Annotated in this window: 12 protein-coding genes and 2 pseudogenes; 7 read left to right on the top strand and 7 right to left on the bottom strand. The window is 69.9% G+C overall.

Going from position 1 to position 18,142, the window contains the following annotated elements; all coding sequences use genetic code 11:
* Positions 1-62: 62 nt before the first annotated feature.
* The 3 genes from ACJX2R_RS05535 to hemA all read right to left on the bottom strand — a co-directional run bounded on the left by ACJX2R_RS05535 (position 63) and on the right by hemA (position 3,542).
* Entirely contained in the window at positions 63-1,130 is a 1,068-nt protein-coding gene (locus ACJX2R_RS05535; protein ID WP_413099051.1) for an arylcarboxylate reductase, read from the bottom strand.
* Positions 1,127-1,837 (bottom strand): ACP S-malonyltransferase, encoded by a 711-nt coding sequence (locus ACJX2R_RS05540; protein WP_413099052.1) that lies wholly within the window; start codon positions 1,835-1,837, stop codon positions 1,127-1,129. The genes ACJX2R_RS05535 and ACJX2R_RS05540 overlap by 4 nt, the downstream gene beginning before the upstream one ends.
* A gap of 457 nt (positions 1,838-2,294) precedes the next feature.
* Positions 2,295-3,542 carry a 5-aminolevulinate synthase gene (gene hemA / locus ACJX2R_RS05545; RefSeq protein ID WP_413099053.1) on the bottom strand — a complete coding sequence of 416 codons (1,248 nt, stop codon included), beginning with the start codon at positions 3,540-3,542 and terminating at the stop codon, positions 2,295-2,297.
* 260 nt (positions 3,543-3,802) lie between these two features.
* Between hemA and ACJX2R_RS05550 the strand changes: the two genes are divergently transcribed.
* The 3 genes from ACJX2R_RS05550 (at position 3,803) to ACJX2R_RS05560 (ending at position 8,810) form a co-directional block, all read left to right on the top strand.
* A complete protein-coding gene (locus tag ACJX2R_RS05550) occupies positions 3,803-5,344 on the top strand; it encodes a class I adenylate-forming enzyme family protein (RefSeq protein ID WP_413099054.1) in 1,542 nt (513 codons plus the stop codon).
* Entirely contained in the window at positions 5,341-6,882 is a 1,542-nt protein-coding gene (locus ACJX2R_RS05555; protein ID WP_413099055.1) for a long-chain-fatty-acid--CoA ligase, read from the top strand. The genes ACJX2R_RS05550 and ACJX2R_RS05555 overlap by 4 nt, the downstream gene beginning before the upstream one ends.
* 152 nt (positions 6,883-7,034) lie before the next feature.
* The gene (locus ACJX2R_RS05560; protein WP_413099056.1) at positions 7,035-8,810 is read left to right on the top strand and encodes a ricin-type beta-trefoil lectin domain protein; all 1,776 of its coding nucleotides are present in this window, start codon (positions 7,035-7,037) and stop codon (positions 8,808-8,810) included.
* A 78-nt stretch (positions 8,811-8,888) separates the two neighbouring features.
* On the opposite strand, the pseudogene ACJX2R_RS05565 reads toward ACJX2R_RS05560, so the two are convergent.
* Positions 8,889-8,987 (bottom strand): annotated as a pseudogene (locus ACJX2R_RS05565) (class I SAM-dependent methyltransferase); the annotation flags it as partial.
* Positions 8,988-9,172: 185 nt separating this feature from the next.
* Between ACJX2R_RS05565 and ACJX2R_RS05570 the strand changes: the two are divergent.
* Positions 9,173-9,442, top strand: coding sequence for a hypothetical protein (locus ACJX2R_RS05570; protein WP_413099057.1), 270 nt, complete (start codon positions 9,173-9,175; stop codon positions 9,440-9,442).
* Between the two features lie 28 nt (positions 9,443-9,470).
* Positions 9,471-9,737 (top strand): hypothetical protein, encoded by a 267-nt coding sequence (locus tag ACJX2R_RS05575; protein WP_413099058.1) that lies wholly within the window; start codon positions 9,471-9,473, stop codon positions 9,735-9,737.
* 711 nt (positions 9,738-10,448) lie between these two features.
* Here the strand turns inward: ACJX2R_RS05575 and ACJX2R_RS05580 are convergent.
* Positions 10,449-14,444, bottom strand: coding sequence for a protein kinase domain-containing protein (locus tag ACJX2R_RS05580; RefSeq protein ID WP_413099059.1), 3,996 nt, complete (start codon positions 14,442-14,444; stop codon positions 10,449-10,451).
* Positions 14,445-14,757: 313 nt separating this feature from the next.
* Here ACJX2R_RS05580 and ACJX2R_RS05585 point away from each other — a divergent pair, with 313 nt between their 5' ends.
* Together ACJX2R_RS05585 and ACJX2R_RS05590 are read left to right on the top strand one after the other, a co-directional pair.
* A complete protein-coding gene (locus tag ACJX2R_RS05585; protein ID WP_413099060.1) occupies positions 14,758-15,648 on the top strand; it encodes a DUF6192 family protein in 891 nt (296 codons plus the stop codon).
* 51 nt (positions 15,649-15,699) lie between these two features.
* Positions 15,700-16,521 (top strand): annotated as a pseudogene (locus tag ACJX2R_RS05590) (IS5 family transposase); the annotation flags it as partial.
* Positions 16,522-16,556: 35 nt separating this feature from the next.
* Here ACJX2R_RS05590 and ACJX2R_RS05595 read toward each other — a convergent pair.
* The gene (locus tag ACJX2R_RS05595; RefSeq protein ID WP_413099061.1) at positions 16,557-16,823 is read right to left on the bottom strand and encodes a hypothetical protein; all 267 of its coding nucleotides are present in this window, start codon (positions 16,821-16,823) and stop codon (positions 16,557-16,559) included.
* A 349-nt stretch (positions 16,824-17,172) separates the two neighbouring features.
* Positions 17,173-18,087, bottom strand: coding sequence for an alpha/beta hydrolase family esterase (locus ACJX2R_RS05600; protein ID WP_413099062.1), 915 nt, complete (start codon positions 18,085-18,087; stop codon positions 17,173-17,175).
* Positions 18,088-18,142 lie beyond the last annotated feature (55 nt).

The raw sequence follows: 18,142 nt of genomic DNA on the forward strand, positions 1-18,142 counted from the left end.
GGTCCGTGATTCGTGGACCGTGTTCCCCGGGCTCCGTGGATGTCTTGTGGGTCTGGCGGTGCTTAGTAGATGCCTTCCGGCGCCGATCGCACGACCTGTAGTGGCTTGACGTTGGCGACGCCGTCACACGGCCACTCCGGGCCCGTGTCGTACCGCACCGCGAGGTCGCGCTCGAGCACATTGGGCAGGAAGAGGTCGTCATGCAGGACGGTCAGCCGGACCTGGCCCTGTTCGCCGTATCCGACCACCTCGGACCAGTCGTCCTTGTCGACGACCGCCATGGTCACCTGCGGGTAGTTCGGCAGGTACGGCATGAGGGCGCCGTCGTCCTCCGCGGGCAGGCCCACGGTGTTGCCGAAGGTGTTGGCGTAGGTGACGACGACCAGTCCGCCACCCAGGGCCTGGTGGAAGGATCTGCGCATGGCGGGGGTGGCGTGTGTCCCGCTGAGCCGTACGCCCTTGAGCCGCGCCACCAGTTCGGGCCTGGCCTTGATCAGGGCCTGTAGCAGGGCCGGGGTGGTGACGAGGTAGTCGACCGGCTGATGTTCCAGGACCGCGGCGATCTGCTCGGTGATGTGGGCCGTGTACTCCTGCGCGTCCTTCAGCCGGCCGTCGCGGAGCAGCCGCTTGACCCAGCGTGGATCGAAGTCGATGCCGTACACCCGGCCGTCGTACAGGTCGGCCAGATCCACGGCGCCCTGTCCGATGAGATGCGGTCCGGTGGGGGTGGCCTGGAGCCAGGTGCGGCCGGGCTCGAATCCCTCACGCTCGATCACCCAGCGCCGCCACGCGGCGCGGTGCTCAAGCATCGGCTCGGTGTAGAACACCCGGCAGGGGTTGCCGGTGGTGCCTCCGGAGTCCCAGATCCGGCCGGTCAGGGGCCGGGGCACGGACTGGGGCACGAGCTCGGCGGGGTCCAGGGTGCGCAGCTCGCCCAGCGGCATCGGGCCGAACGCGGTGAGCTCGTCGTGGCGGGTGATGTCCCGTGGATCGATGGCGAGTTCGGCGGCACGCTTGAGCCAGTACGGGGTGCCGGTGTCCGGGTCGAAGTGGCGGCGGACGACCCGACGGGTCCAGGCGTCGATGTCCTGTGACAGCCACTGGTCGATCTGCTCGGTCACGTCCTTCACTGGGTCACCCCGGCTTCCGTGGAAGGGAGTTCGATGCCGAAGTCGTAGACCGCGGTCATCGCCTCGAAGACATGGTCCGGGGATTCCACGTGGACCACGGGGAACTCCGCGTTCTGAAAGGTGCCGAACGCGGCGGGGCCGAGCACCAGGCCCAGTTCGATGCCGCCGTCCTCCAGTCCGCCGATCATGTGCGGGACGCTCACGGGGGCGGTGGGGTTGCGGCGGAAGAGATCGCGGATCTCCTCGGCGGTGGTGAGGGCCTTGCGCTCCATGCACGAGTGCACCGGCACCCGTGGGTCATGGAAGGCCATGGCCTCCAGCGTGGGCTCGAGGTAGTCGCTGATGTGCTGCTGGAGTGGCGAGTGGAAGGCCGCGCCGTGGTCGTCGGACACGTGCAGCGCACCGGCCGGGAACCCCGCGCCGAACTCCTGGAGCGCGGAGCGGTAGCCGCCCAGCAGCACCATGCGCTCCTGGCCCGTGCCGACCTTCCCCAGGTCGGCGGAGAGATACACATCGGGGACGCCGGCGAGCAGGTCGTCGGCGGCGGTGTCGTAGGGGATCCGCAGCATGGCGACGGCCTGCGGGCCGTTGTCCGCGGCCGGCGGGGGTACTTCCCGCAATCGCATCAGAAGGGTGAAGAGATCCTGACGCCCGACGGCTCCGGCGAGTGTGGCGCCGACCAGTGCGCCGAAACTCAGTCCGCACACGGCGGCCGGTGTTATGCCGTATTCCTCGGCGAGAACATCCGCAATTCCTAATACGGCCGCGGCCTGACGAATGGCACCGATCCCTTGTCGGTGCTCCTGTCCGGGTTGCCGTTCTTCTTCGAATATCCGCTGGACGTCGATACCCGTCCACTCGGCGATTCGTTGATAGGTGTGCTGCACACTCGGAAAGAGCTCATACAGCTCTGCGCCGGCTCCCGGCTGATCGTTCATACCACCGTCGAGGACATACGCAAGCGTCACCCCGAAACCCCCGTTTCCGCCCGTTCACGCCGGGCCAAAGCGTGCCACATCGCCGCGGCACCCCATGAACTGCTCCCCCGAGATCCCCGTTCCGCTAGCGGGTCTCAAGAATCACCCAACTGTTCGCGTGGGCTCATCAAACCTCCCGCCGCCAAGGCGTGTCAAGCAAGATCGACATGCCTTGCGCCACCTTTGCCTAACCCCGGTGGGCCCCATTGCGCACCCGTATTTCGGCCTCCTCGCGGGGGCCGCCGAGCTCCTCCCAGACCTGGTCAAGGGCCTTGACGAACATCTCCACCTCGGAGGTGGAATGCACGGCTCCGGGTGCCACCCGGAGGATCTCCTCACCGGCCCGTACGCTGGGCGCGTTGATCGCCTGCACATAGATGCCGTGCCGCTCCAGCAGGGCCGCGGACATCCGCTTGCACAGGGCCTCGTTCCGCACCAGCACGGACACTATGTGGGTGAGGTCGGAGATGAACGGTATCCGGCGCTCCTTCAGCAGCCGGTGCATCAACTGTGCGTTTGCCCACAGCCGTTCCCTTTCGGCCTCCGAGGAGCGCAGATGGCGGACGGCGGCGAGGGCCGCGGCGGCCACGGCGGGCGGCATCGCGGTGGTGAAGATGAAGGAGCGGGAGAACATCCGCACCGCCTCGATCACCTCGGCCGGGCCCACGATGTACCCGCCGTTGGTACCAAAGCCCTTGGCCAGCGTGCCCATGATGACGGTGAACCGGTCGGCCAGCCCCTCGCGCGCCGCGATGCCCGCGCCCTGCGGGCCGTACATGCCCACCGCGTGCACCTCGTCGAGGAAGGTCATGGCACCATGGCGCTCGGCGATGCCGGCGATCTCCGCGAGTGGCGCGATGTCGCCGTTCATCGAGTAGACCGACTCGGCGACGATCAGCTTCGGCGCACCGGGGTCGGCGGCCGCGAGCAGCTCCTCCAGGTGCGCGGTGTCGTTGTGCCGGAAGACCCGCTTCTGGGCGCCGCTGTGGCGCAAACCATCGATGATGGAGGCGTGGTTCAGCGCGTCGGAGAAGACGACGCACCCCTCCATGCGGCCCGCGATCACGGACAGCGCACCGTCGTTGGCGGTGTAGCCCGAGGTGAACAGCAGCGCGTCGTCCTTGCCGTGGAGCGCGCTGAGCTCCTTCTCCAGGGTCACGTGGTAGTGGTTGGTGCCGCCGATGTTCCGCGAGCCGCCGGCGCCCGCCCCGTACTCGTCGACGGCTTCCTTCATGGCCTCCAGGACGGCCGGGTGCTGGCCCATGCCGAGGTAGTCGTTGCTGCACCAGACGCTGATCCGGGAGGTGTCCTCGACGCCGCTGACGCTGGCGGCGGGGAACTGACCGGCGAGCCGTCCGATCTCCAGGAACTCCCGCTTTCCACCGTCAGAACCTTCGGTGAGGCGCGAAAAAAGGTCCAGATATTGGGTCGTCACGTCCACTCACTTCGCTTTTAGGCTACTTGAGGATCGCGCAGAAAGCGGGATGAGCCGTAGCGACCCCCCGCCGACGCCAATCTACATGCGGTCGGCCGCCAATCGGTATGCCGAAAGGCAACCTCCGCACATCCGACCCGGTTTCACGGCAGGAAACTGACGGGTGGTTGGAAGAAGGTTGCCATGCCGGGGGCAGGGTGTCATCCTTCAGCGGGAAACGGCACCTTGAACTCATCGGCACACGGCGAACTGGAGTTTCGATGTCTCCGACCGACAATTACGTCCGACGGGTCCTCGAGGCTCTATCGGCCGATTCGGAGCGGGTTGCCCTGCTCCGCGACGGCGAGCGGTTCACCGCCGGTGAGTTCACCCGCACCGTGGTCGCTGCGGCGGAATTGCTGCGCCGCCAGATAGCGGAGGAAGAAATTCCGGTCGTGGCCGTGCTGACGGTCGCCAACACCCCGGCCACCATCATTCTGCGCTATGCGGCGAACCTCATCGGCGCCACGGTGGTCCATCTGCACTCCACCAACGCGGTGGACCCCACCGATCAGCTGGCCGCCCGCGAGCGGCACGAGATCCTGAAGAAGACGGGCGCCACGTTCCTCGCCGTGGACGAGGAGAACCTGGGACTGGCCCGGGAGCTCTGCGAGCGTCTGCCGGAACCGCCCCGGCTCGCCGCGCTGGGCTCCCTCGGCCCCGATGTGCTGGACCTGACCACGGGCGACGCGGACGCCTTCGATCTGACGGTCGTGGAGACCGACCCCGAGCGCCCGGCCGTGGTCCTGTTCACCAGTGGCACCAGCGGCTCCCCGAAGGGTGTGACACTTCCCTTCCGCGTACGAACCCTCTATCTGCGGGCGGGACTTGAGGCGCCCGGTCCGATCACCTATCTGTCCACGCTGCCGGTGAGCCACTCCAACGGCTCCGGCGCCGACCTCGCGCTCGCCTCCGGTGGCACGGTGGTGCTGCACGAGGGCTTCGACGCGAGCGCGGTGCTCGACGCGGTGGAGGGCCACCGGGTGTCCGCGCTCACGCTCACCCCTCCGCAGCTGTACATGCTGGTGGACCACCCGGCCATCAAGGACACCGATCTGTCGAGCATCCAGATCATCTCCTACGGCGGCTGCCCCGCCGCCCCGGCCCGGCTGGCCGAGGCGGTCGAGGTGTTCGGCCCGGTGCTGCTCCAGTTCTACGGCACCACCGAGACCAGCGGGATCAGCGTGCTCGCCCCACCGGACCACTTCGACCCCGAACTGCGGTCCACCGCCGGCCGGCTGACCGCCGAGGTGCGCATCCGTGACCTGGAGGACCAGCGCGATCTACCGGTGGGCGAGATCGGCGAGATCTGTGTACGGTCGCCGTTCAACATGCTCGGCTACTGGCGGGAGCCGGAGCTGACCGCGGAGACCGTACGCGACGGCTGGGTGTACACCGGCGACCTCGGCTCCCTCGACGAGCGCGGCTATGTACGGCTGCACGGCCGGGTGGGCGAGGTGATGAAGACCAACGGGATCAAGGTCCATCCCACCGCCGTCGAGAACGCGCTGCTGACCCACCCCGATGTGGCCCAGGCAGCGGTGTACGGAGTGGCCGACGGGGACCGGGCGGAGCACATCCACGCCGCCGTGGTGCTCCGGCCCGGCGGGGCCGCCGACTTCACCTCGCTGCTCGACCATGTATCCGGTGAGCTCTCGCCCAAGCATGTGCCGGCCGCCATCACCTTCCACGACGGCCTTCCGCTGACCGGCGCGGGCAAGCCGGACAAGCAGCGGCTGGCCGCCCAGCGGGCCGGGGCATGACGCTCACCGCGGCGGCGGTGCTCGCCGAGTCCGCACTGCGGCGCCCGGACCACCCCGCGCTCGTCTTCGGCCCGCGGCGCGTCACCTACCGCGAGCTGTGGGACGCCACCCGGCGGTACGCCGCCGTACTGCGCGACCAGGGCATCGGCCCCGGCGACCGGGTGGCGCTGCTGCTGCCGAACACCCCGCACTTCCCGATGGTGTACTACGGGGTGCTGGCGCTCGGCGCCGTGGCCGTCCCGGTGCACGGTCTGCTGCGCGCCGATGAGATCGTCCATGTGCTCCGCGACTCGGAGTCGAAGGTGCTGGTGTGCGGAGCGCCGATGCTCACCGAGGGCGCCAAGGGCGCGGAGATGGCCGGAGTTCCGGTGGTCACCGTGCTGGAGGAGCACGACGGCGGCCGTCCGCGGCTGGACGCCCTCGCCGAAGGCGCCACGCCAGTCGAGCGGTGTGTTCCGCGCGAGCCGGGCGACCTCGCCGTGGTCCTGTACACCTCGGGCACCACCGGCCATCCCAAGGGCGCGATGATCACCCAGTTCAACCTGGTGATGAACGTGAGCACCACGATGCGCTCGCCGTTCGACCTCGGCCCCGACGATGTGCTGCTCGGCTGTCTGCCCCTGTTCCACACCTTCGGGCAGACCTGCGGAATGGGCACCACCTTCCTGGCGGGCGGCACGATGGTGCTGATGAGCCGGTTCGACGGCCCCCGGGCGCTGGACCTCATGGTCACCGAGGGGTGCACCGTCTTCATGGGCGTGCCCACCATGTATCTGGCCCTGCTCGACGCCGCCGCCGAGGACCCCCGCCGCCCCGCCCTCGACCGCGCCTTCTCCGGGGGCTCGGCACTTCCGGTGAAGGTGCTCGAGGACTTCCAGGAGGTCTTCGGCTGCCCGATCTACGAGGGGTACGGACTGACCGAGGCATCACCGGTGGTCGCCTACAACCAGAAGGCGTGGCCGCGTAAACCGGGGACGGTGGGGCGTCCTATCTGGGGTGTAGAGGCGGAGATCGCCGCGGCCGACGTGGAGGACCGCGTCGAGCTGCTGCCGACGGGCGCGGTCGGTGAGATCGTCATCCGTGGCCACAATGTGATGGCCGGATACCTCAACCGCCCGGAGGCCACGGCCGAGGTGCTGGTCGACGGGTGGTTCCGCTCGGGCGACCTCGGCACCAAGGACGCGGAAGGCTACCTCACCCTCGTGGACCGCAAGAAGGACCTGGTGGTGCGCGGCGGCTACAACGTCTACCCGCGTGAGGTGGAGGACGTGCTGATGCGCCACCCGGCCGTCGCCGAGGTGGCCGTCATCGGACTGCCCGACGAGGTGTACGGGGAGGAGGTGTGCGCCGTGGTGCGGCCACGCCCGGGGACGGCTCCGGACGCGGCGCTCGGCTCCGGGATCGTGGCGTGGGCCAGGGAGCGGCTCGCCGGGCACAAGTACCCGCGCCGGGTGGAGTTCATCGACGCCTTCCCCCTGGGCCCCAGCGGCAAGGTGCTCAAACGCGAACTCGTCGGCCGCTTCACCACCGGCCGGTAGCCAACCCACCGGTAGCCAACCGGCCGGTAGCCAACCGACCGGTAAAGATTTGTCGCCTCAGGGGAGTTACCGGCGGATACATTTACCCGCACCCGCGCCCTCCACCACCATGGGCACTCGTCTCACTGTCGGTGACACGAGGAGTGGTGAGGGTGATCGACCCGCACGGAACCGAACCCGATGCCACCACCGGGCAGCGGTCGTACGCCCAGCTGTCCGACACCGAGCTCACCGAGCGGATCCGCTCCGGCGCGCCCACCGCCCTCCCCGCCACCCAGGAACTGAGGGAGCGCCATCTTTCGGCGGTGCTCTCCTACGCCCGGCTCTGCGGCAGGACCCAGGCCGACGCCGATCAGCTCGCCGACCTCTCCTTCGGCCTCGCCGCGCAGGAGACCTGCCGGGGTATCGATCCCTGGGGGCCGTGGCGCCACCATCTGCTGCTGCTCGTCCAGCGGGTGGCCGCCACCTGGGCGGAGGGCAGCCGGGAGGAGCGGCTGGATCCCGCGTTCGCCGAATGGCTCGGCCACGCCGGTACCGCCACGGGCGGCGCGGCCGGACTCCCGGGGCCGAGGGAGCGTTCGCCCATGCTCGGCGGCTTCCGCACCCTCTCGGCGCGCACCCGCGATGTCCTCTGGTACAGCGTGGTGGAGGAGGAGCGCGACACGGTGGTGGCCACCTTCGCGGGCGTGGCGCCGCACACCGTCCCCACGCTCCGGGAGACGGCTCAGGGCGCGCTGCGCGAGGCATGGCTGCGGACCCATCTGGAGCGTGGCGGCGAGCAGATGTGTCGGTGGTTCCGGGGCCTGATCGAGGCGGCGGTACGGCCGGAGAACCCCCGGCGCTGCGACGACCTGGACCGCCATCTGTCCGGCTGCCTTTCGTGTGCCGGGGTGTACGGCGACCTGATACGGATGGACGAGGATCCCCGGCCCGTGATCGCCGATGGTCTCCTGGGGTGGGGCGGAACGGCCTATGTCACGGGGGAAGCGATCGGCGGTGTGCCCTCGGTGGGATCGGCGGCGCCGTCGCCCGCGGAGCCGCCGCGGCCGGAGCCTCCCTCGGCCCCCGCTTCCCCGCCGCCGTATCCGCCGGTGGGGCCCACCGGTGTCGCCGGAGTCGCGGCGAATGTGCCGATGGACGGTGGGTCCACGAGAGGTTGGCGCCAATGGGCCCGGACGGGTTCCCGGCCGCCCGCGACGGCCGCGCTGGTCGCGGTGGCGGCCGTGGCGGCGGTGACTCTCACCGTCGCCCTCCTGGTGTCCGACGGGGACGACATGGCCCCGGCCGGCCGCGCGAACACCTCCGCTCCCACGGCCACTCCGGCGGCTCCTTCGTCGGACCCGCCGACGGATTCACCGGCTCCGACGAAGCGGCCACAGCCCCCGCCGAACCCCGGTGGCATGACCGAACCGCCCACGACCGCCCCCGCCACCACTCCCCCGAGCACCGCCCCCGCGCCCGCCGCCCCGATTCCGGACGACAGCTTCACGGCGGTGATCAACGCCGCCTCCGGGCTCTGTCTGGACATCCGCGACCAGCGGTTGGAGAAGCGCACGGACGCCGTCCTGGCCCAGTGCAGCGGGAGCGACACCCAGCGGTGGCGGCTGGACTCCGAGGGGCTGCTGCACACCGAGGCCGACCCCGACTTCTGTCTGGACTCGCGCGGGGACACCGACCGGGGCGTCGGCATCTGGCCGTGCTCGTCCGCCGACGGGGACAACGGCGAGAACCTGCGGTTCGCGGTCGACCGCGCCGGGGTGATCCGCCCGCATATCGCACCCGACTTCGCGGTCACCCCGGACGGCGACGACCCCGACAGTGAGGTCGAGCTGCGCTCGGCCGAGGACCGTAACGACCAGCGGTGGAACACCGGCCTCGGGGACGCCTCGGCCGATGTGTCGGTGTCGGACCCCGCTCCGGCGCGCTGACCTCGGCGGCACCTCAGGCCACGGTGCGGCCTGGTGGTAGAAGGCCGCGTCGGGGGCGAGCTCACCATCGGTGAGGGCGAAGGCGTCGCCACGGTGGAACCGGATCCCGGCCCCGGCCTCACGGGCGCGTTCCTCGGCCCAGGACACGGCCGTGGGCGAGAGGTCGACGGCGTCCACCGTGAAGCCCCGGGAGGCGAGGTGGAGGGCGTTAGAAGCTGTTTCAGATCGGATGATCTAGGCACTCCGTGCCGGGTGAGAGTTCTTGATCGAAGCGATCGTTAACGCTCAAGCGGCGCCGGGGTGGTATCCCGCTAGCTGGGTTCTTGGGAGCAGCGCCACCCTGACCGAGGAGATTCAGCCTGATGAGCGTGCTCGACACTTGTGTGCCGAAGGCCCTGGCCTGGGGCAGGGTGCTCACGATGCCGAGCTGGTGGGCGAGTCCTGGTGAGGACCGCGGGCCGTTCCGGTCCGGAGTCGAGCCGGCCTACCGGACCCGTCGTCAGGTCCGCCGCAGCGGCCTGTGCCGGACGTGCTGGTTCAACGAGAGCGACCCCAGGTTCTGCGACGGCGGGAGGTGCCCGAACGCGGAGTGCCGGAACGTGGTGGTCCTCGCCAGTCGGCGGTCCGGGTGACGTGCTCAGATCTGCGAGGGAGGTCCCCATGGGACGTGCGAAGGTGGGAAAGCCGCGTCGTGAGCGGCCGGTGACCGAGACCCACGAACCGGATTCGCCGCTGCCCGGATGGCCGCGCAGTCACGTCGACAGCGAGCTGACCGATCCGGACAGTGACGAGTGTGTCGTCGTCACCATCCACGGGATCCGGCACTACCTCCATGCCACGACGGCGCGCGAACTCCAGGCAGCCCTCGGAAAGACGCTGGTGGAGTACAACGAGCTGTGCGACAGGACGGGAGTCCCAGGGGTGTGACTCAGGGACGGGCAGCGCCCAGGGCTGCGCGGGGATCAGCGCAGGACAGCGGGCGCTAGCCGGATCACCCGCGGACACAGGGGCGTATGGTGTCCCACCATTCGCCGACCGGACGATGCGCCGTGGTGGGGTGGCATGCAGCTGTCCGCGAGGGTCGGCGTCCCGCACGTCGAGGATGACGGGTGCCCTAGCGCTCAGCGTATTCCTGCGGTCGGGCACGAGCTCGGCCGGCAGTCAGCGCGGCCGGGCATCTGCGCCTCTATGCCACGTGCGGTTTTCGCGGCCTGTGATCCGTGCTGGATCAGGGCAGGGAGCAGACGGTCGAGCAGCGCGGTGAGTGCACATGGTGACGTGATGCGGCTCGACCGGATCGCGCTCGCCGAACGCCGCACCGGCCAGACCTGGAACCGGGTCACCACCCAGCTTGGCCCGTGCACGAGGTCACCCTCACCGGCAACGCCGGACAAATCACCCAGACCGTCCCGCTGAGCAGCGAGCAGGCCACCCCTACCGCGACTGCGGCATCAAGCCGCCACCCCGGATCACCGCTGCCGCCCCGGCCTGACCAGCCACAACGCGACCGCGTGGGCACACGCCTCCGCGACCGTTCCCTCAACATCTCCGCAGCTCAACACCCATTTTCGACACATCCGCGTGCCCACCAACTGCAGAACTCAGGGGCGTGACCGGCCGGTTAGGGTGAGGGTGGGCTCAGTCGCAGAGCTTCCGGTACGGGGTGTCCGGGATGTTCTGTCGCCATTCCGATCGGGTGAGGTTCTTCGGGCGGTTCAGGCGGGTGCAGATCCTGGTGGTGAGGGTGTCCGGGTCGAGGGACATGGCGTACGAGCGGATGTTCTGGCCGGCGAGGTGGAGGTTTCCCCGGTCGTCGAAGGCCACGTCGTGGAGGGTGTCTCCGCTTCCTGGCAGGGCCGCGCCCAGCGGTCGGCGGGACGGTACATCCCAGAGCCGGAGTTGCTCCGAGTCTTCGACGCCGGCGAGTGAGTGTCCGTCCGGGGAGAACCGCAGGGGCGTGACCGGGGGGCCGGGCATGCGGCCCAGGCGTTGGGTGGCGTCCGCATTCCAGAGGGCGACGCCGGTGGGGTCGCTGACCGCCAGGGTCTTTCCGTCGGGGCTGAACGTGACGGCGTACAGGTCGGTGTTTCCCAGGGCGTTGCGCGTTGCTCGGCCCGTGCGCAGGTCGACCCTGTCGCTCGATGTCGTGACGAGGACCAAGTCGTCGCCGGATCCGCCGAGTGCCGTTCCGGATCCGCCGACGTCGGTCAGGGTGCGGGATATGCGGCCCGTTGTGGTATCGATGATGTCGGTGGACCAGTCGGCGTGGTCCTTGGATGCGTTTCTGCTCGCGGCGAGGGTCCGACCGTCCTTGCTGAACGCGAGCGCGGCGACCGGGCCGCGGTCCGCGGCGTCCAGGACGACGGAACGGCGGATTCTTCCGGAGTGTGTGTCCTGGAGGACCAGGCGGTACAGCTTTCCGGTCCGTGGTTCCGGGCCGGAGTAGGCCAGTGTCGTGCCGTCGGGGCTGAGTGCGGACTGCATGTTCTCCCCGCCGGTTGCCCCCTGGTGTCCGTAGGGCGCGGTGGGGAAATCGTGCGTCTGCCTCGGCACCGTCGCCTTTGCCGGGGGTGCGGCGGGGTTTGCGGCGTCCGTGCCGGCGGGCACTGCCCAGGTCCGTATTCGGGAGGCCCCGTTCACGGTGTTGAGGGTCAGGAGACTTGCGGCTTTCGGGCCGTAGTGGCCGACGTCGTTCGTGGCCTGCCGGGGAAGGTCCAGCAGGCTCAGGTCCAGCGTCTGTACCACATTGCCGTCGAGGTAGCGCAGCGCGCGTGCTTCGGAGTCGATGGCGAGGGGCTGGTCGGCGCCCTCCAGCAGGCTCCCGAGGCTTTGCTCCGGGTGCAGGAGCAGCGTGTTACCCAGGTCGTCGCTCCCGCTGACGTCGACCGCACCGTTTCCCATGACGGCCACGAACCTGCCGTCCGGGCTCATGCGCATGATCGTTCGCTTGGTCGGGTCGTCCTTGCCTTCCTCCGCCAGCGACGACCAGGTGGTGGACAGCAGCTTCCCGGTCGAGGTGTCCCATGTGGACAGATATCTGCCGGTGAAGATCGCCAGCCTGCTGCTGTCCGCGCTGGAGGACACCATGGCCGTGGCGCCGCATGTGGCACCGTCCTTCATGCCCCGCAGCGGCTGCGAGCTGCCGGAGTCGATGTCGTACAGGACCGGGTCCCGCCCCTTGGGGCAGGACACGAGGTAGCGCCCGTCCTGGGTGAGGCTCGCGTCCTGTGCGTCGGGGACCTGGAGCAACGGGTCGCCGGTGCGGGTGTCGATGACGGTGAACCCGGTGTCCTGCGAGCCCATGCCGCTGGTGAGCGCCCGCTCGCCGCCGGACGCGAGGGCGTCGACGAACCTGTCGCCGGGGTCGCCGGGGACACCGACACCCGGTACTTTCCCGACGGACCTGCCAGTGCCGAGGTCCCGGACCGCATCGCCCTCCGTCGCGAACCGGCCGTCAGGTGCCAGTGAGTCGATCCGGATCCCGGACTCTGCGGGGAGTGGTCTTCCCGTACGCGCGTCGAAACGGTGCAGTTCCCAGGTCTCCGACTCGCGTACCTCCGTCACGAGCACGCGGCCGTCCTCGGACAGCGAGCGGAACATGTCCGCCGTGCTGTCGCTGACCTGCGGTGACTTCGTCGGATCCTGGAAGACGGCGGTCTCCTGCTGCCAGGCCGACTGGTACAGGGCGCCCCGTGCCTCCTCTGCGGGGGCGATGCGCCATGCGGCGATGCTCAGCAGGGCGGCGGTCTCCGGGTCGGAGGCACGCATGCCGTCGGCGACCGATGCCACGTTCCGGGCGGTGGCGAGGGCCTGTTGTTCGGCGTTGGTCCGCTGGAGCTGCCAGGCGATGCCGCCCGCGGTCAGCGCCAGCGCCAGGAGTACGGCGATGCCGCCGCGCAGCCGGTTGCGCTGGCGCTTCCTGCGGGACTCGTGGGCACGGGAGGCCGCCAGGAACGCCCGTTCCAGGTGGCTCGGGCGGAGTGCAGCCGGGGCGGTCGCGGCCTGGTCCAGGGCGGTGCGCAGGATGCCGCCGTGCTGGAGGTGGTCCGGGCTCCGCCCGGCCCGGTCCCAGGCGCGGGCGTCGTCGCCCGTCCTGCGCAGCACGCGGAGGCCGTCGCGGTGCTCGGCGGTGAGGGCCCGCAGGCGGGGCCATGCCCGGTGGAGTGCCGCGCCGACCGGGCGGACCGAGGCGACGGCGGAGGCCGGGTCCGGGTCCGGGTCGGTGCCGGTGCTGGTCGGAGTCGGAGTCGGAGTCGGGGGGAGGGTGGCGTTGTCGGAGGTGGAGGCAGAGGCAGAGAGGGGAAGGGTATCGGGGGCGGGGGTGCGGATCAGGATGCCTTCGGCGGCGAAGGCGTCCAGGGCCTGCTGGAGAGCGGCTTGCTCGTGGGCGGGGCGGCCGTCGAGCAGTTCGGCGTAGGAGGCGGTGCGCACGCCGTCCTGGGAGCCGTCCGGGGCGTCGCCGGGTACGACAAGCCGGAGGAACAGTTCCTCGGCGGCGGCCTGGACGGCGGGCTCCAGCGCGGTGAAGACGCGCTCGGCCACGGCGCCCCACTCGGGCAGTGCGCCGGTGTCGGCGGCACCGGTGCCGTCCGGGGCCGCGGCAGGCGGCGGGGCCGCCGGGTACGCTGCCGCGCGGGCGCCTCGGGCGAGCAGCTCCGCGGCTGGGAGCGCCGTCGCCGCGGTCTGCGGTGCCGGGGGCGAGCACGGGGTCTGAGTGTCCAGCTCGTGGATGTCCGGGTCCTGGGGTGCCGATGCCCCGCACACGGTGGCCTGGGCCTGCGCCTGGCCCCGAGCCTGACTCTCCGTCGGCCGCTCCGCTTGGCCCTGCGGCCCCCCGGTCAGCAGCCCCAGCAGCAGCTCCGACGACGTCGGCCTGGCGGCCGGGTCCTTGGACAGCGCGGCGCCCACGAGGGGGCGTATCCGCTCCGGCAGCGGGCCCAGGTCCGGCTCCAGCTCCGCGACGCGGAAGACGATCTCGCCGAGGTTCTCGCCGTGGAACGGCGCCCGGCCGGTCGCCGCGAAGAGCACCACGGCGCCCCACGCGAACACGTCGCTCTTCCCGTCCGCCCTGCTGCCCCGCAGCACCTCAGGTGCCATGTAGCTGGGCGTGCCCATTAGCTTGCCGGTCTCGGTCAGCGACATGTCCTGCGTACGGGCGATCCCGAAGTCGATGACGCGGGGCCCGTCCGGACCGAGGAGCACATTGGCCGGCTTCAGGTCCCGGTGCACCACGGATGCCGCGTGAATGGCGGTCAGCGCCGTGGCGATACCGGTGGCCAGGCGTACGAGCGCGTCCCCGGCGACGGGACCGTCGTCCCGTACCACGGTCTCCAGGTCACGTCCGTTAATGAGTTCGCTGACGAGGTACGGCGGGTCCGCTTCCGCGTCGGCGTCCAGCACCCGGGCCGTACAGAAGGAGTCCACCCGCTGCGCTGCCGCGGCCTCCTTGCGGAACCGGGACCGGGCGAAGCCGTCGGCTGCGGACCCTGTCCGCAGGACCTTCACGACGCAGCGTGCCCCGGCGCTGTCGTATGCCTCGTAGACGACCCCCTGACCGCCGGCGCCGAGGCGTGAGGCCAGCCAGTAGGGGCCGATGCGTTGCGGGTCGTCAGATGTTAATAGTTCCCGGCTCAATGCATCCTCGTCTGCTGCGTCTGCGACCCTTGCGGGTGTGTCTGTTACGGGTGTGGAATCCGTTGTAGGGGTGCTGGGTTCTCAACGGCTCAGACACCCATCAGCCCGGCTGGCGTTCCAGATTCTGGTCACTTTCGACGGGCTGCACAACTTCGGCCGTGAAGCGCATGCGTCGTGAAGTTCCTGGTCAGAGGGGTGGCGTGATCAGAAGCTGTTTCAGATCTGATGATCTAGGCACTCCGTGCCGGGTGGGCCTGGGTGAAGTCGGTCGGGGGTAGGTGTTGAGGGGGTCCAACAGGGTTTGTTTTGGGCCATGTTGGCTTGGAGTCTGGTGATTTTGGTGGTGCGGGGTGAAGCCTGGGAGGGATCGCCGGGCCAGGGTTCCGCAGCCGACGCGAGGACGCCGACGCTTCGGTCCGCGTCGGGTGGTACGCCATGGATCCTCTGGTCGCTGCGGCGGTTCGCCGAGGAGATCGGGCTGTCCTTCTTCACCGTGCGGACGCAGCGGTGGGTGGCCGCGCAATGGCCTGCCGAGTACCGGCGGGCGGGGGTGTCGTGGGAGGTGCACCGGATCCTGGCGTCCGCGGAGGACCGGTTCGAGCTGATCGGAAATCCGCCGCTGAGTGAGCGGACGGGCCGGCGCCGGTGGAGCGCAGAGGTGGCGAAGAAGGTGGTGGGCTGGAAGACGGAGGAGGTCCACGTCCCGGTCACCACGGAGGAGAAGGTCGAGGCGATCCGTGAACTGGCGCGTGATGACGAGGCGGCGGCCGCGCAGGTGGCCACCGACTTCCTGCACCGTCCGGAGGTGGCGTTTCGGGCGATGCGCGACGCGGAGGCCCGGGACAACGTGAACGAGGCCCAGTTCGAGCAGGCCGGCCTCGACGAGGACGACGGGTTCGATGAGGAGTACGAGGAGGCGTTCCCCGAGGGGGACGGGCTGATCGAGGATCCGGCCCGTATCGTCCGGGGATTCCGCAGGTCGATGGAGTTCAGCGACCTGATCGGGATCTGCCAGGGGTTCATCGCGGGAGCCACCCGGCTGGTGCCGAAGCTGCGTGGGCACGAGTTCACCGAGACGCAGACGAAGGTGTTGGAAAACCACCTGGAGAAGATCCGCGCGACGGCCGACTGGATTGAAACCGCCGCCGCGACGGGGGAGGTGGATCTTGACGAACAGCTCGCCCAGCTGCTGCGGGGCCAGTAGTCATGGGGCGGGCGGGGCTTCCCGCCCACGTCCACGGCCAGGCGGTACGCAAGGAAGCACCCGCGCCGCAACGTCGTGGACGCCATCCGCTACGTCAACGACAACGGCGTGAAGTGGAGGGCGATTCCGGTCGACTTCGGGATCCCATGGCGCACCGTTTATGGGTTCTTCCAGAGGTGGAGGGCGAGCGGGGACCTGGCCCGCATCCACGCCGAGCTGCACGAACTGGTCCGTCTCCACGACGGTCTCAACCCTCGCACGGTCGCGGTGATCCTGGACTCCCAGTCCGTCAAGGGCGCCGAGACGGTCGGTCAGGACACCCGCGGCTTCGACGGCGGGAAACTCATCAACGGCCGGAAAAGGCACCTGGCCGTCGACATGCGCGGCATGCCGCTCGCCGTCATGGTCACTCCCGCCGCACCGCACGACAGCATCCCCGCCCGCGACCAGCTGTTCCGGCTGCGTCTGAAGCGTCCCGAACTCGCCGTCGCCTGGGCGGACTCCGCCTACGGAGGGACCCTCGTCGACTGGTCCCACACCTTCCTCAACATCACCCTCAAGACGGTGCCGCGCCGCAAGGACCAGGACGGCTTCGCCGTCCTCGCAAAGCGGTGGCGGGTCGAGCGGGCGATCTCGTGGATCATGCGGGCCAGGAGAAACGTGAGGGACTACGAGAGGCTGATTTCCCACAGCGAGGCCCACATCACCTGGACCTTCATCACTCTCATGGCCCGACGCCTCACCCGCCCGCCGAGGCCGCCCCGCACCGAGCCCCACCCTGTCGAACCGGTGAAAACAGCTGCCGAACCTACCCCCATACGCATCCGGAAACAGACGCGGGTGATCCGGCTAGCGCCCGCTGTCCTGCGCTGATCCCCGCGCAGCCCTGGGCGCTGCCCGTCCCTGAGTCACACCCCTGGGACTCCCGTCCTGTCGCACAGCTCGTTGTACTCCACCAGCGTCTTTCCGAGGGCTGCCTGGAGTTCGCGCGCCGTCGTGGCATGGAGGTAGTGCCGGATCCCGTGGATGGTGACGACGACACACTCGTCACTGTCCGGATCGGTCAGCTCGCTGTCGACGTGACTGCGCGGCCATCCGGGCAGCGGCGAATCCGGTTCGTGGGTCTCGGTCACCGGCCGCTCACGACGCGGCTTTCCCACCTTCGCACGTTCCATGGGGACCTCCCTCGCAGATCTGAGCACGTCACCCGGACCGCCGACTGGCGAGGACCACCACGTTCCGGCGCTCCGCGTTCGGGCACCTCCCACCGTCGCAGAACCTGGGGTCGCTCTCGTTGAACCAGCACGTCCGGCACAGGCCGCTGCGGCGGACCTGACGACGGGTCCGGTAGGCCGGCTCGACTCCGGACCGGAACGGCCCGCGGTCCTCACCCGGCACGGAGTGCCTAGATCATCCGATCTGAAACAGCTTCTAACGGCCGGGGCCGCACCATGGGTCCGGAGAAGGACCAGGGCGCCAAGGGGCCGGTTTCGGCGGCCCCGAGGCGCCCTTGTTGTCAGAGTGTCATCCGGCGTCCAGGCCGAAGAAGGTGATGGCCCGTGCGGCCATTCCGGCAGTCGGGAGGGAATGTCCAGTGCCCTGAACGCTGATCGCCTCAACGGGGGCCTGGTTGCCCGTGGCGCCGTAGCGGGTGCGGGTCCAGGAGGACTGCGGATGGTCCGTGAGGACGGGGGTCTGGCTCACCCCGAGCACATTGGTCCACTGCTTGATCTCCTCGCCGAAGTTCGGATAGCGCAGGGTGGTGTCCGCGGTGCCGTGCCACAGCTGCATCCTCGGCCTGGCGCCCTGGTATCCAGGGTAGGCCCCGCGTGCGAGATCGCCCCACGCCTGCGGCGTCTTGGTGATGGTGCCGTTGGCGCAGGCGGTGTTCCAGCCGGATCCGTCGGTGGTGGCGAAGCAGCCGAAGGGCACGCCCGCGAAGGCCGCGCCCGCCTTGAACACATCCGGGTAGTCGCCCAGCAGGACGTTGGTCATCATGGCGCCCGACGAGGCGCCGGTGACATACACCCGGTTGGGGTCGGCGTTGTGGCGCTGCTGGGCGTAGCGGACCATCGAGACGATGCCCACCGGGTCGCTGCCGCCGTCGTGCCGCAGCGCCTGCGGGGAGGAGACGTCGAAGCAGGCGCCGCTTCTGGTGGCGGAGGGATAGATGACGATGAAGCCGTACCGGTCGGCCAGGGAGGCGAACTCGGTACCGGAGTAGAACGCTGGCCCCGAGCCTGTGCAGTAGTGCACCGCCACGAGGATGGCGGGCCGTGCCGCGACGTTGTTCGGCACGTACTCGTGCATGCGGAGGTTGCTCGGATTGTTGCCGAAGCTCGTGACCTCGGTGAGCGAGGCGGCCGCCGCGGGTGGCGGTGCCAGCAGTAACAGTGCGGCGAGCAGCGGCAGTACGCCGCCGAGTAACGCCGCGGCCATCGACCTCGGTGTCCTTGGGCGTCGCCCGGGGGTGCGCGTGGTTTCCGCGGAGGCG

Origin of the sequence: Streptomyces sp. Inha503 (genome assembly GCF_047215865.1) — a bacterium.
Classification (GTDB): Bacteria; Actinomycetota; Actinomycetes; order Streptomycetales; family Streptomycetaceae; genus Streptomyces; species Streptomyces lycopersici.

Excerpts from the sequence above, each read along its gene's own strand:
- ACJX2R_RS05555 (WP_413099055.1), top strand. The coding sequence starts at position 5,341 with ATGACGCTCACCGCGGCGGCGGTGCTCGCCGAGTCCGCACTGCGGCGC.
- ACJX2R_RS05585 (WP_413099060.1), top strand. The coding sequence starts at position 14,758 with ATGTTGGCTTGGAGTCTGGTGATTTTGGTGGTGCGGGGTGAAGCCTGG.
- ACJX2R_RS05550 (WP_413099054.1), top strand. The coding sequence starts at position 3,803 with ATGTCTCCGACCGACAATTACGTCCGACGGGTCCTCGAGGCTCTATCG.
- ACJX2R_RS05575 (WP_413099058.1), top strand. The coding sequence starts at position 9,471 with ATGGGACGTGCGAAGGTGGGAAAGCCGCGTCGTGAGCGGCCGGTGACC.
- ACJX2R_RS05570 (WP_413099057.1), top strand. The coding sequence starts at position 9,173 with ATGAGCGTGCTCGACACTTGTGTGCCGAAGGCCCTGGCCTGGGGCAGG.
- ACJX2R_RS05600 (WP_413099062.1), bottom strand. The coding sequence starts at position 18,087 with ATGGCCGCGGCGTTACTCGGCGGCGTACTGCCGCTGCTCGCCGCACTG.
- ACJX2R_RS05595 (WP_413099061.1), bottom strand. The coding sequence starts at position 16,823 with ATGGAACGTGCGAAGGTGGGAAAGCCGCGTCGTGAGCGGCCGGTGACC.